Source organism: Neoroseomonas oryzicola, assembly GCF_012163135.1.
Lineage (GTDB): Bacteria > Pseudomonadota > Alphaproteobacteria > Acetobacterales > Acetobacteraceae > Neoroseomonas > Neoroseomonas oryzicola.
Genome location: NZ_JAAVUP010000005.1, coordinates 109,390 through 121,874, shown reverse-complemented (window position 1 = coordinate 121,874; position 12,485 = coordinate 109,390). Strand labels below are relative to the sequence as shown.

Genomic DNA, 12,485 nt, shown 5'->3' with positions numbered 1-12,485 from the left:
AGTATCATGCCCAGATCATAACGAGGGGAGGAAGCGGTCTTGGCGACGCCACGGAGCGACGACGAGGAGCTCTTCGTCGAACTGACCCGGGACGAGGCCGAGGCGCCCGAGCCCCCCGTCGACATGGCGCCCGAGGACTGGCTGTCCTTCCTGCTGTTCTGGGCCCTGGCCGGCATCGTCTTCCTGCAGTTCTTCAGCCGCTACATCCTCAACGACAGCATCGCCTGGACCGAGGAGATCGCGCGCTACGTCCTGATGGCGCTGACCTTCACCGGCAGTGCGATGGCCGCGCGCCGGGGCACCCACATCGCCGTCGAATTCCTGCCCAATGCGCTGCCGCCCGGGCCGCGGCGGTGGATGCACCTCCTTGCCGCGGCGCTGACCATCGCCTTCTACGCTGTGTCGGTCTGGCTGTGCTGGCAGGTGGCCGAGGCGATGCGCTTCCAGCCCATGGTCGTGATCGACTGGCCGCTGTCCTATGTCTACTGGGCGATCCTGTTCGGCCTGGTGCTGACGACGCTCCGCGCGGTCCAGGCCGCCTGGCGCCGCTTCCGCGCGGGCGAACCGGCCGAGGCCGACCCCACCGCCGGCGTGCATATCTGAGGGGGCGGCGGTGACCTGGATCCTCTTCCTCGCCTTCCTCGGCCTGATGGCGATCGGCGTGCCGGTGGCTGTCGCGCTGGGTGGCGCCTCGCTGATCTATGTGTGGTTCGACCAGTCGGTGCCGCCGCTGGTGGTGCTGCACCGCATGGCCTCGGGCGTCGACAGCTTCCCACTGCTGGCGATCCCGTTCTTCGTCATGTCCGGCAGCCTGATGAACAGCGCCGGCATCACGGAGCGCATCTATTCCTTCGCGACCGCCCTGGTCGGCTGGCTCAAGGGCGGGCTCGGCCATGTGAACGTGGTGGGCAGCGTGATCTTCGCCGGCATGTCGGGCACCGCGGTCGCGGATGCCGGCGGGCTCGGCAACATCGAGATCAAGGCGATGAAGGAGCACGGCTACCCGCTGCCCTTCGCGGTCGGGCTGACCGGTGCCTCGGCGACCATCGGCCCGATCATCCCGCCCTCGCTGCCGATGGTGATCTACGGCGTCTCGGCGAATACCTCGATCGGGCAGCTTTTCGCGGCGGGCGTGATCCCGGGGTTGCTGATGGCGGTGACGCTGATGGGCTCGGTGGCCTGGGTCGCGCATCGCCGCGGCTTCGACCGCGACGCGGAATTCCGCTGGGCGCGGCTGATGCACACCGGCAAGCGCGCCTTCCTGCCGCTCATGACCCCGGTGCTGCTGGTGGGCGGCATGACGACCGGCGCCTTCACGCCGACGGAAGCCGCCATCGCCGCGACCTTCTACGCGCTGCTGCTCGGCACCGTGGTCTATCGCACGCTGTCCTGGCGCGGCCTGCTGCGCGTGACGATGGAGACGATCGAGACCACCGCGGTCGTGCTGCTGATCGTCGCAGGCGCTTCCATCTTCGGCTGGCTGGTGACGACGACGCGGGTCACGGAATCGGTGGCGGAGGCGGTGCTTTCGGTCAGCAGCAATCCCATCGTCGTCCTGCTGCTGGTGAACATCCTGCTGCTGGTGGTGGGCTGCTTCCTCGAGACCATCGCCGCCATCACCATCCTGGTCCCGGTGCTGCTGCCGCTGATGACGCAGATCGGCGTCGATCCTGTGCATTTCGGCCTGATCATGGTGCTGAACCTGATGATCGGCCTGCTGACGCCGCCGGTGGGCATGGTGCTCTACATCCTCGCGCGCGTGTCGGGCATGACGTTCGAGGAGACGACGAAGGCCTGCGCGCCCTTCCTGATCCCGTTGTTCATCTGCCTCGGCCTCGTGACCTTCTGGCCCGAGATGGTGCTGTTTCTGCCGACGCTGATCTATCGCTGAGAGGTGCGGCACGGCTTGCCGCACCCCTGACCCTGTTGTTTAGTCTGGACAACCGCCGGCACGGACCGGGACGGACGGAGGAAGCGAAGCCATGGCCAGCGCGCGGTCGCGACGGCGGCGTTCATGCTGAGCTATCTGCTGCAGCGCCTCGGCCTCGCGGTCGTCACCTGCATCTTCATCTCGGCGCTGACCTTCGTGATCATCCGCCTGCCGCCGGGCGACTTCGTCGATGCCTATATCGCGAACCTGACCGCGAGCGGGAGTTCCGTCTCGCAGGAACAGGCGGCGGCGATGCGCGTGGAATATGGGCTCGATCGGCCGGTCATCGTGCAGTACGCGCGCTGGATGGGACGCGTGCTGCAGGGGGATTTCGGCGTCTCAATGGTCTGGCGGCGGCCAGTCAGCGAGGTGATCGGCGACCGGCTGTGGCTGACGATGGTGGTCTCGCTCGCCGCGCTATTCCTCACCTGGGCGATCGCGCTGCCGATCGGGATCTATTCCGCGGTGCGGCAGTATTCGATCGGGGACTATGTCTTCACCACGCTAGGCTTCATCGGGCTCGCGGTGCCGAACTTCCTGCTCGCGCTCATCCTGATGTATCTCGGCTTCCGCTATCTCGGGCTCAGCGTGGGCGGGCTCTTCTCGCCGGAGTATGTGCAGGCGCCCTGGTCCTGGGGGCGCGTGTGGGACCTGATGAAGCACCTGCCGCTGCCCGCGGCGGTGTTGGCGTTGGCGGGCACCGCGCAGCTCATCCGCATCATGCGCGCGAACCTGCTCGATGAGCTGCGGCGGCCCTATGTCGTCACCGCGCGGGCGAAGGGCATCTCGGAACGGCGCGTGGTGCTGAAGTATCCGGTGCGCGCGGCGCTCAACCCCTTTGCGAGTTCCATCGCCTACCTGTTTCCCTATCTCGTCTCGGGCAGCATCGTGGTGTCTCTGGTGCTCGGCCTGCCGACCGTCGGGCCGCTACTGCTGCAGGCGCTGGTGGCGCAGGACATGTTCCTCGCCGGGGCCATCGTGCTGCTGCTCGGCGTCATGACGGTGATCGGGACGCTGATCTCGGACCTGCTGCTGATGTGGATCGACCCCCGCATCCGGCTGGAGGGGCGGGCATGAGCGCGACCGCGGCACAGGACCGCTGGGCGGAGGCGACGCAGCTTCGCCTGACCTGGTGGCGCTTCCGGCGGCACCGGCTCGCGGTGGTCAGCCTCTTCATCATCGTGCTGTTCTACCTGGTGGCGGCCTTCGCGGATTTCCTCGCGATCAACGACCCGCATGCCACGGATGCGCGGCGGTCCTTCATCCCGCCCCAGTCGATCCACCTGTTCGACGAGGACGGCTTCAACCCGCATGTCTACGGGTTGCGCGGGGTTCGGGACCGGCAGACCTTTCAGCTGATCTACACGCCCGACCCGAACCGCAAGCTGCCGGTGCGGCTATTCACACGCGGCTATACCTACAACCTGCTCGGCCTGTTCGAGACCGACATCCACCTGATCGGCATCGAGGGTGGGCAGCGCACCGACGGCATCTTCCTGCTCGGGACCGACCAACTCGGGCGCGACCTCTTCTCCCGCATGATCGTCGCCACGCGGGTGTCGCTGTCGATCGGCCTCGCTGGCGTTACCCTCAGCCTGCTGCTCGGCATCATCCTGGGCGGGGTATCGGGACTCTATGGCGGTTGGGTCGACACCCTGATCCAGCGCGTCATCGAGGTGCTGCGATCGATCCCCACCATCCCGCTGTGGATGGGCCTCGCCGCCGCGCTGCCCAATACCTGGAGCACCACGCAGGTCTATTTCGCGATCACCATCATCATCTCGCTGATCGGCTGGACGGACCTGGCGCGCGTGGTACGCGGGCGGTTCCTCTCGCTGCGGGAGGAAGATTTCGTCGTCGCGGCCGAACTCGCCGGCGCCAGCCAGGGGCGGATCATCTTCCGCCACATGCTGCCCTCCTTCGCCTCCCACATCATCGCGGCGGTCAGCCTCGCGCTGCCGGCGATGATCGTGAGCGAGACGGCGCTCTCCTTCCTCGGCCTCGGTTTGCGGCCGCCGGCGATCTCCTGGGGGATCCTGTTGCAGGACGCGCAGAACATCCAGGTGCTGGCCAATGCGCCCTGGCTGCTCTCGGCGGCGGTGCCGGTCATCCTGGTGATCCTGGCCTTCAATTTCCTCGGCGACGGGCTGCGCGACGCGGCGGATCCCTATGGCTGAACGCACATCCCTCGCAGTCCGCGACCTCGCGGTGCATTTCGAGATGGAGCAGGGCACGGTGCGCGCGCTGGAAGGCGTGTCCTTCGACCTTCATGCCGGGCGAACGCTTGGCATCGTCGGCGAATCCGGCTGCGGCAAGTCGGTCACGGCGCGGTCCATCCTGCGCATCGTCGACCGGCCGGGACGGATCGTGGGCGGCCGGGCGCTTCTCGACCCCGGCACGACCGAGGAAGCCGACCTGATCGCGATCGACCCGGAATCCCGCCGCATGCGCGGCATCCGCGGCGGCCGGATCGGGCTGATCTTCCAGGAGCCGATGACGGCGCTGTCGGTCCACTACACCGTCGGCAACCAGATCATCGAGGCCGTCCGCGCCCACAGCGACCTTTCCAAGGCCGCTGCGCGCGACCGGGCGATCGAGTTGCTGCGCGAGGTCGGCATCCCGCGCCCGGAACTGCGCATCGACGCCTATCCCTTCCAGCTGAGCGGCGGGCTGCGCCAGCGCGTCGGCATCGCCATGGCGCTGGCGGGTGATCCGGACATCCTCATCGCGGACGAGCCGACCACCGCCCTCGACGTCACCACCCAGGCGCAGGTCCTTGACCTGCTGCGACGCCTGCAGCGCGAGAAGAACATCGCGCTGATGCTGATCACCCACGACATGGGCGTGATCGCCGAGATGTGCGACGAGGTGGCGGTCATGTATCTCGGCCGCGTGGTGGAATACGCGCCGGTCGCGGACCTGTTCGCGGCGCCGCGACATCCCTATACGCGGGCGCTGCTGCGGGCGGTGCCCTCGATCCTCGCGACGCCGCGCCAGCGCCTGGCCACTATCGGCGGGGCGGTGCCGCATCCGGGGGCGAGGCCCTCGGGCTGCCCCTTCCATCCGCGCTGCGGCGACTTCATGCCCGGGCGCTGCGATGCCGCGCTGCCGCCACCCCTGCGGCCGGGCGAGGCTGGCGCCTCCTGTTTCCTCGAGGTGCCGGCATGAACGTCCTCGAGGTCACGGATCTCAGGAAGCACTATCCGATCCATGCCGGGCTGCTGCGGCGTGAGGTCGCGCGGGTGCGGGCGGTCGACGGCGTGTCCTTCCACATCGCGGAAGGCGAGACGCTCGCGCTGGTGGGCGAGAGCGGCTGCGGCAAGACCACCGTCTCCCGCTGCATCCTGCGCGCGCTGGCGCCGACATCCGGCAGCATCCGCTTCGATCCCGGCCAGGGCGGGACGGTCGATCTCGCGACGCTGCCCAAGCGCGCCCTGCGGCCGCTGCGGCGGCACCTGCAGATGATCTTCCAGGATCCCTATTCCTCGCTGAACCCGCGCATGATGGTGGGCGACATCATCGCAGAGCCGCTGAAGGTCAACGGCGTCCCGGCGGCCGAGCGCAATGCGCGGGTGCTCGAATTGCTGGACCTGGTGCAGATGCCCGCGGTCGCCCGCACGCGCTTCCCGCATGCCTTCTCGGGCGGGCAGCGTCAGCGCATCGGCATCGCGCGGGCTCTGGCGCTGAATCCGCGCCTGGTGGTGGCGGATGAGCCGGTCTCCGCGCTCGACGTCTCGGTGCAGGCGCAGATCATCAACCTGATGCTCGACCTGCAGGACCGTCTGAAGCTGTCGATGCTGTTCGTCGCGCATGACCTCAGCGTCGTGCGCCATGTCAGCGACCGGGTTGCGGTGATGTATGTCGGGCGCATCGTCGAGGTCGCGCCGACCGACGCGCTGTATCGCGCACCGCGACATCCCTACACCGAGACGCTGCTCGCCGCCGTTCCGGCGCCCGACCCGATGCGCCGCGGCCGCCAGATGAAGGCGAGCGGCGAGGTCGCGGACCCCGCGAAGCCGCCGCCCGGCTGCGCCTTCCATCCGCGCTGCCCCTACGCGCAGGACCGCTGCCGGGTGGAGCGCCCCGAACTGACCGAAGTGGCCCCGGGACGATGGGCAAGCTGCCACCGCGCGCAGGAGATCGAGCTCACCGGCGTGGCCTAGGCATTCCAAGGGAGGACGAGATGAAGCGACGCGAATTCAGTGTGGCCCTGATGGCGACGACGGGCCTCGCTTCCGCCGCCTTGGCGCAATCGGCGGGGCAGGTGCGGGAATCGGGCTTGGTGGGGGAACTGGAAGGCCCGACGCTGATCGACGATCCCGCCCGCCGCCCCACGCGGTTCAACGAGGCGCCGATGCTCGCCGAGCAGGTGCGCGCCGGACGCCTGCCGCCGGTCGACCAGCGCCTGCCGCAGGACCTGATGGTGATCCAGCCGCTGCGCAGCGTCGGCCGCTATGGCGGCACCTGGCGCCGTGGCTTCATCGGCCCCGGCGACAGCGAGAACGGCAACCGCATCATGTCCGCGGACAAGCCGTTCTTCTTCGACAAGACCGGGACCGAGATCGCCCCCTGCCTGTGCCGGGGCTTCGAGGTCAGCGACGACGGCCGCCGCACCATCGTGCAGCTGCGCCGCGGCATGCGCTGGTCGGACGGCACGCCCTTCACCGCCGATGACTGGGTGTTCTGGTTTGAGGACCTCTACCAGAACCGCGACCTGGTCGCGGCGCCGGCGCCCGAGATGGCCGCCAACGGCAAGCCCGGCCGCGTCGAGAAGGTGGACGATCACACCGTCGCCTTCGTCTTCGAGGATCCGAACTACCTGTTTCCCTACCTGCTGGCCGGCGACACGCTGGTCGGCGGCGGCCAGACGCGGCAGCAGTCGGACGGGCGCGCCTACAGCGTCTATGCGCCGAAGCACTACCTCAGCCAGTTCCTGCCAAAATACACGCCGATGGAGCAGCTCAACGCCCAGGCGCGGGCGGCGGGATTCACGACCTGGGTGCAGCTGTTTCGCGCGCGGTCGGACTGGCGGCTGAACCGCGACCTGCCGACGCTCGCCGCCTGGCGGATGGTCCAGCCGATCACCGGCCAGCAATGGGTGCTCGAACGTAATCCTTTCTTCTATGCGGTCGACACCGAGGGCAACCAGCTGCCCTATATCGACCGCGTGCAGCTGACGCTGGCCGAGAACCCTGAGGTCGTGAACCTGCGCGCCATCGCCGGCGACTACGACTATCAGGAACGCTTCATCGACCTCGGCAAGCTGCCGATCCTGCTCGAGAACCGGCAGCGCAGCCGCTACCGCGTGCATCTCGACCCCGGTTTCAACGGCGGGGATTCGGTGCTCTTCCCGAACCTCACCTACACGGAGGACCGGGAGATCGGCGCGCTGCTCGCCGATGCGCGGTTCCGCCGTGGGCTGTCGCTCGGCATCGACCGGGAGCAGTTGAACGAGGCGTTCTGGCTCGGCCTCGGCACGCCGGGATCGGTCATCCCGGACCGCATCATCCCCGAAAGCCCGGGCGAGGAATGGCGGACGAAGTGGTCCACCCATGATCCTCGCCAGGCGAACCAGCTGCTCGATGCGGTCGGGCTGACGCGCAAGGACCGCGAGGGGTACCGCCTGCGCCGCGACAACGGCCAGCGCCTGCGCATCGAGATCGCGGTGGCGCAGACGCTCTCGCCGACCTGGCCGCAGCAGGCTGAGATGATCGTCCAGCACTGGCGCCAGATCGGCATCGCGGGCGACGTGAAGGTGATGGAACGCAGCCTCGCCATCACCCGCGCGCTGAACGACCAGAACCAGATCCTGATGTGGACCAACAACGGGACGGAGAGCCTCTACCTATATCCGCGCTACGCCCTGCCGGTGGACCCAACGGCGGGCGTCATGGGCAATGCCCATGCGCTGTGGTTCGCATCGAACGGCGAACGCGGCACCGCGCCGACCGAACCCGAGATGCTGCGCGCCTTCCAGCTGATGCGCGCGGCCGCCGGGCAGCGCCTCGCGGAGCGGACGCAGACGGCCAAGGAGATCTGGAAGCTCGCGGTCGAGCAGCAATGGGGGATCGGGCTGGTCGGCCTCTCGCCCGCATTCATGGGGGTGCGCGTGGTCAGCGAGCGGCTCGAGAACGTGCCGGCACGCACCGGCGTGTCGCAGCACATCCGCACGCCCTGGGGCGGCCATCCGGAGCAGTGGTACTTCAGGTCCTGACGGCGAGGCCGGGCGCCCCGCTCAGGGGCGCTCGGCGGCCGGCGGGCGCTGCATCGCGGACCGGTGCATCCAGCCGACCGGGGCGTCCTCGCCGACCTGGTACCAGCCGTCCGGCGCCTCGTCGAAGACGTTCAGCAGGGTATTGGGCGGGATCGAGCGCACCACCGGCGCGTTGAGCGACGGTTCCTGCCGGACGTTGGAACGGCGGTTGGCGTTGGTGATGGCGGTTCGCGCACCGCCCTCGGGCGCCGGTGCGGCGCGGCGTGGCGCCGGAGGCGGCGCGGCCGCCGATTGCGGCGGCGGGGAAGCGGGGCGCGCCGCGCGCGGGCGGGTCTCGTCGGACCCGGTCCAGCGGTGCACGTCGCCCCACCAATCGCCCGGCTCCGCGCGCAGCGGCGGGCCGCGCGGCGTGTCGGACGGCGGCACCTGGGCGGCGAGGGGCGTCGCGAGGCCGATGGCGGCCAGCAGCGCGATGGCCGCTCCGGCGCGGAAGGGCATCGCGTGACGGGGCGTGGTGCTGCGACAGGTCATCGCGGGAAAGTCTATCGCGCGGCCATCGGCTTCGCCACGGAGCCGCCCAGCGTCAGCCCCGCCCGCGATAGGGCTGGACCTCCTGCGGCGGGATCCACACCCCGTCCGGTGGTGCGCCCGACTGCCAGAAGACGTCGATCGGGATGCCCCCGCGCGGATACCAATAGCCGCCGATGCGCAGCCACACCGGATCGAGTAGCCCCACCAGCCGCTGCGCGATGTCGAGCGTGCAGGCCTCGTGGAACGCCCCGTGGTTGCGGAAGGCGGCGAGGTATTGCTTCAACGACTTGCTCTCGACGATCCAGTCCCGCGGCACGTAGTCGATGACGAGATGCGCGAAGTCCGGCTGGCCGGTCAGCGGGCAGAGCGAGGTGAATTCCGGCGCGGTGAAGCGCACGCAGTAGCGCAGCCCCTTGTGCGGCGCGGGCACGCGCTCGAGCACCGCTTCCTCGGGGCTGGATGGCAGGCGCGTCGGCTGGCCGAGCTGCGTCAGGCCGCTGTATTCGTGGTCGGGGGCGCCGCTCATGCCGCCTTCTCCTCTTCGCCTGCCTGCCAGCCGGCGGCGATCCGCGCGGCGGTCTCCTCGAAACGGCCTTCCAGGATGGCGGTCCGGAGGTCGGCCATCAGGTCCTGGTAGTACTGGATGTTGTGCCAGGTCAGCAGCATCGGCCCGAGCATCTCCCCCGCCTTGAACAGGTGATGGAGATAGGCGCGGGAATGCCGCCGGCAGGCCGGGCAGGAACAATCCGGGTCGAGCGGACTGTCATCCTCGGCATGCCGGGCGTTGCGGATGTTGAGCACGCCGCGCCGCGTGTAGGCCCGCCCGGTCCGGCCCGATCGCGTCGGCATCACGCAGTCGAACATGTCTATCCCGCGCCGCACGGCGCCGACCAGGTCCGACGGCGTGCCGACGCCCATCAGGTACCGCGCCTTGCCGGCGGGCAGCAGGGGGACGGTGGTGTCGAGGACGGAGAACATCATCTCCTGCCCCTCGCCGACGGCGAGGCCGCCCACGGCATAACCCTCGAAGCCGATGCGCGTCAGCGAATCCGCGCTCTCGGCGCGCAGGTCCGGATAGGTGCTGCCCTGGACGATGCCGAACAGCCCATGGCCGTCGCGTTCGACGAAGGCATCGCGGCAGCGCGCGGCCCAGCGCATCGACAGGCGCATGGAATCCGCCGCCTGCTTCTCGGTCGCGGGGAAGGGCGTGCATTCGTCGAGGCACATGGTCACGTCGGCGCCGAGCAGGCGCTGGATCTCGACGCTGCGTTCCGGCGTCAGCCTGTGTTTCGATCCGTCGATATGGCTTTGGAAGGTGACGCCCTGTTCGTCCATCTTCCGCAGGCCGGACAGCGACATGACCTGGAAGCCGCCGGAATCGGTCAGGATCGGCCCGTGCCAATCCATCATCCGGTGCAGTCCGCCGAGCCGCGCGACGCGCTCCGCCCCGGGCCGTAGCATCAGGTGGTAGGTGTTGCCGAGCACCATGCGCGCGCCCGTGCTGCGCACGGCATCGGCCGTCATGGCCTTCACCGTGCCGGCGGTGCCGACGGGCATGAAGACCGGCGTCGGGACCTCGCCATGCGCCGTGTGCAGCACGCCCGCGCGCGCCGCGCCGTCCGTCGCGGCCTTCGTCCAGTGCAGCGTCATGCCGCACGCTCCAGAAGCGAGGCATCGCCATAGGAGTAGAAGCGGTAGCGCTGCGCGACGGCATGGGCGTAGGCCGCCTTCATCCGCTCCGTGCCGGAGAAGGCGCAGACCAGCATGAACAGCGTGCTCTTCGGCAAATGGAAGTTGGTCATCAGCAGGTCGGCGGTCCGGAAGCGGTGGCCGGGCAACAGGAACAGGTCGGTCAGGCCGCGGAAGGGGCGGACGGTGCCATCCTCCCCCGCCGCGCTTTCCAGCAGGCGCAGCGCAGTGGTGCCGATCGCGACGATACGCCCGCCGGCGGCGCGCGCGGCATTGATCGTGGCGGCGGCTTCCTCGGTCACCTCGCCCCATTCGGCGTGAAGGTTGTGCGCCCGGGGGTCGTCGCTGCGCAGCGGCAGGAAGGTTCCGGCCCCGACATGCAGCGTGACGGTCGCCCGCGCCACGCCACGGGCGGATATGGCCCCGAGGAGCGCCTCGGTGAAGTGCAGGCTGGCGGTCGGCGCGGCCACCGCGCCGGGGCGTTCGGCGAAGATGGGCTGGTAGTCGGCGGCGTCCTCGGCCGTCGGGCCTGCGGGGCGGGCGATGTAGGGGGGCAGGGGGATCTCCCCGGCCTTCTCGAGCGCCGCGGCCAGCAGCCCCTGGTCGGGCCCGAAATCGAGCAGCGCCGCCCCGCCTTCCGGTGCGCCGACGACCCGGGCGGTGCAGTCCTCGGCGCCCTCGACGACGATGGTGTCGCCGTCCCGCAGGCGGCGGGCGTTGCGGATCAGGGCGTGCCAGAGGCCGCCGCCCTCGGCGCGGTTGAGCATGACCTCGACCCGCGCGGCGCCGCGCCGGGCGTGCAGGCGGGCGGGAATGACCTTGGTGTCGTTGACCACCATGACGTCGCCGGGCCGCAGCAGGCCGGGCAGGTCGCGCACCCCGGCATCGGCGATGCCGTCCTGGCGGACCACCAGCATACGCGCGGCGTCGCGTGGCCGGGCGGGGGCCTGGGCGATCAGGTCCTCGGGCAGGGCGAAGTCGAAATCCGCGGTGCGGAGCGGGGGGGCGTCGGCGGGCACGGCGGGCGGGTAGCCCGGGGGCGCGCCTGGCGCAACCTGGCGGCGCTTCCCGCCCGGCCCCGCGGCGGCCAGGATGGCGGGATGCGCGCCTGGATCGCCGGCCTCGGCCTCGCCTTGCTGCTCGTCCTGCCGGCGCGCGGGCAGGGCTTCGCCTTCGCCGCCTTCGGGGGGATGCCGTTCCGGGCGGAGGACGAGGCGCGTGTGCTGGCCCTCGTCGCCGCGATCAACCGCCAGGGGCCTGCCTTCACCATCTTCCTCGGCAACGGCAAGGCGTCGCGGGAGCCCTGCGTGGAGGAATTGCTCGTCGCGCGCCCGCAACGGATCTTCGCACGCTTCGACCGCGCGCTCGTCGCCGTCCCCGGCGACAACGACTGGACCGACTGCGTTCCGCGCAGCGCGGCCGAGAGCGGTCCCGCCGATGCGCTCGGCCGGTTGCGGGAGGCGTTCTTCTCCGGCCCGACCTCCTTCGGCGGGCGCCCGATCCGCCTTGCCCGGCAGGGCGGCCTGCGCGGCCCGCATGTGGAGGAGACCGAGAACGCCCGCTGGACCCATGCCGGCGTGGTCTTCGCGACGCTGAACCTGCCCGCCGTGCCGCGGCCCGATGTGCCGGGCACGCGCCAGGTCCATCCCGAGGCCCTGCCGATCCTGCCGCGCCTCGCCGAGGCCGCCGCCGCCTGGATCGATGCGAGTTTCGGGGAGGCGCAGCGTCAGCGCGCCCGTGCCCTAGTCTTCGCCTTCACCGCCGACCTCTGGCATCCCTGTCACATGGTCGCGGCGACGGAGTGCCGCGCGCGGCCGCGCGCCCAGGGCGGCGAGGCCGGGACCCGCCTGGTCCGCGACCTACCCTATGACATCGGCGCCGTGCTCGACCGCTTCGCGGCAGGCGCGGCCGCTTTCCGCCGCCCAGTGCTGCTGCTGCACGGGGACGGGCATCAGTATTTAGCGCAGTCCTGGCCCTCGGACGGTCGGGGCGGGACGATCCCCTATGCGACGCGGATCATGGTGCCGGGCGATGCGGACATCCGCGCCGTGCTGGTCGAGGCGCAGCCGGAGGCGCGGCTGTCCTGGCGAAGCTCGCTGATCGCCCCCTAGGCCCGGGGCG

Annotated in this window: 12 protein-coding genes; 8 read left to right on the top strand and 4 right to left on the bottom strand. The window is 70.2% G+C overall.

What is annotated here, in order from left to right:
• Nucleotides 1–39: 39 nt before the first annotated feature.
• The 7 genes from GWK15_RS17790 to GWK15_RS17760 all read left to right on the top strand — a co-directional run bounded on the left by GWK15_RS17790 (nucleotide 40) and on the right by GWK15_RS17760 (nucleotide 8,144).
• Complete coding sequence (locus GWK15_RS17790) at nucleotides 40–603, top strand: TRAP transporter small permease (protein WP_168042711.1); 564 nt, start codon at nucleotides 40–42, stop codon at nucleotides 601–603.
• A 10-nt stretch (nucleotides 604–613) separates the two neighbouring features.
• Nucleotides 614–1,891, top strand: a complete 1,278-nt coding sequence (locus GWK15_RS17785; protein WP_168042710.1) for a TRAP transporter large permease subunit — start codon at nucleotides 614–616, stop codon at nucleotides 1,889–1,891.
• Nucleotides 1,892–2,014: 123 nt separating this feature from the next.
• Nucleotides 2,015–3,007, top strand: coding sequence for an ABC transporter permease (locus tag GWK15_RS17780; RefSeq protein ID WP_168042709.1), 993 nt, complete (start codon nucleotides 2,015–2,017; stop codon nucleotides 3,005–3,007).
• Nucleotides 3,004–4,107: an ABC transporter permease gene (locus tag GWK15_RS17775; RefSeq protein WP_168042708.1), complete on the top strand. Its 1,104-nt coding sequence runs from the start codon at nucleotides 3,004–3,006 to the stop codon at nucleotides 4,105–4,107. Before GWK15_RS17780 ends, GWK15_RS17775 begins: the two co-directional genes overlap by 4 nt.
• Nucleotides 4,100–5,098, top strand: a complete 999-nt coding sequence (locus tag GWK15_RS17770) for an ABC transporter ATP-binding protein (protein WP_168042707.1) — start codon at nucleotides 4,100–4,102, stop codon at nucleotides 5,096–5,098. The genes GWK15_RS17775 and GWK15_RS17770 overlap by 8 nt, the downstream gene beginning before the upstream one ends.
• Nucleotides 5,095–6,093 (top strand): ABC transporter ATP-binding protein, encoded by a 999-nt coding sequence (locus tag GWK15_RS17765; RefSeq protein WP_168042706.1) that lies wholly within the window; start codon nucleotides 5,095–5,097, stop codon nucleotides 6,091–6,093. The genes GWK15_RS17770 and GWK15_RS17765 overlap by 4 nt, the downstream gene beginning before the upstream one ends.
• Before the next feature lie 20 nt (nucleotides 6,094–6,113).
• A complete protein-coding gene (locus tag GWK15_RS17760; protein ID WP_168042705.1) occupies nucleotides 6,114–8,144 on the top strand; it encodes an ABC transporter substrate-binding protein in 2,031 nt (676 codons plus the stop codon).
• Between the two features lie 21 nt (nucleotides 8,145–8,165).
• Here GWK15_RS17760 and GWK15_RS17755 read toward each other — a convergent pair whose 3' ends face one another.
• The 4 genes from GWK15_RS17755 to queA are packed head-to-tail and all read right to left on the bottom strand — an operon-like array spanning nucleotide 8,166 to nucleotide 11,383.
• On the bottom strand, nucleotides 8,166–8,675 hold the full coding sequence (locus GWK15_RS17755) for an SH3 domain-containing protein (RefSeq protein WP_168042704.1): 510 nt from the start codon (nucleotides 8,673–8,675) through the stop codon (nucleotides 8,166–8,168).
• A 52-nt stretch (nucleotides 8,676–8,727) separates the two neighbouring features.
• The gene (gene queF / locus GWK15_RS17750) at nucleotides 8,728–9,201 is read right to left on the bottom strand and encodes a preQ(1) synthase (RefSeq protein WP_168042703.1); all 474 of its coding nucleotides are present in this window, start codon (nucleotides 9,199–9,201) and stop codon (nucleotides 8,728–8,730) included.
• Nucleotides 9,198–10,325: a tRNA guanosine(34) transglycosylase Tgt gene (gene tgt / locus GWK15_RS17745; protein WP_168042702.1), complete on the bottom strand. Its 1,128-nt coding sequence runs from the start codon at nucleotides 10,323–10,325 to the stop codon at nucleotides 9,198–9,200. Before tgt ends, queF begins: the two co-directional genes overlap by 4 nt.
• Nucleotides 10,322–11,383, bottom strand: a complete 1,062-nt coding sequence (queA, locus tag GWK15_RS26045; protein WP_338147280.1) for a tRNA preQ1(34) S-adenosylmethionine ribosyltransferase-isomerase QueA — start codon at nucleotides 11,381–11,383, stop codon at nucleotides 10,322–10,324. Before queA ends, tgt begins: the two co-directional genes overlap by 4 nt.
• A gap of 81 nt (nucleotides 11,384–11,464) precedes the next feature.
• Between queA and GWK15_RS26040 the strand changes: the two genes are divergently transcribed.
• A complete protein-coding gene (locus tag GWK15_RS26040; RefSeq protein ID WP_245211729.1) occupies nucleotides 11,465–12,475 on the top strand; it encodes a hypothetical protein in 1,011 nt (336 codons plus the stop codon).
• The last annotated feature ends 10 nt before the right edge of the window (nucleotides 12,476–12,485 follow it).

Excerpts from the sequence above, each read along its gene's own strand:
- tgt (WP_168042702.1), bottom strand. The coding sequence starts at position 10,325 with ATGACGCTGCACTGGACGAAGGCCGCGACGGACGGCGCGGCGCGCGCG.
- GWK15_RS17770 (WP_168042707.1), top strand. The coding sequence starts at position 4,100 with ATGGCTGAACGCACATCCCTCGCAGTCCGCGACCTCGCGGTGCATTTC.
- GWK15_RS17760 (WP_168042705.1), top strand. The coding sequence starts at position 6,114 with ATGAAGCGACGCGAATTCAGTGTGGCCCTGATGGCGACGACGGGCCTC.
- GWK15_RS17780 (WP_168042709.1), top strand. The coding sequence starts at position 2,015 with ATGCTGAGCTATCTGCTGCAGCGCCTCGGCCTCGCGGTCGTCACCTGC.
- GWK15_RS17765 (WP_168042706.1), top strand. The coding sequence starts at position 5,095 with ATGAACGTCCTCGAGGTCACGGATCTCAGGAAGCACTATCCGATCCAT.
- GWK15_RS17775 (WP_168042708.1), top strand. The coding sequence starts at position 3,004 with ATGAGCGCGACCGCGGCACAGGACCGCTGGGCGGAGGCGACGCAGCTT.
- GWK15_RS17755 (WP_168042704.1), bottom strand. The coding sequence starts at position 8,675 with ATGACCTGTCGCAGCACCACGCCCCGTCACGCGATGCCCTTCCGCGCC.
- queF (WP_168042703.1), bottom strand. The coding sequence starts at position 9,201 with ATGAGCGGCGCCCCCGACCACGAATACAGCGGCCTGACGCAGCTCGGC.
- GWK15_RS26040 (WP_245211729.1), top strand. The coding sequence starts at position 11,465 with ATGCGCGCCTGGATCGCCGGCCTCGGCCTCGCCTTGCTGCTCGTCCTG.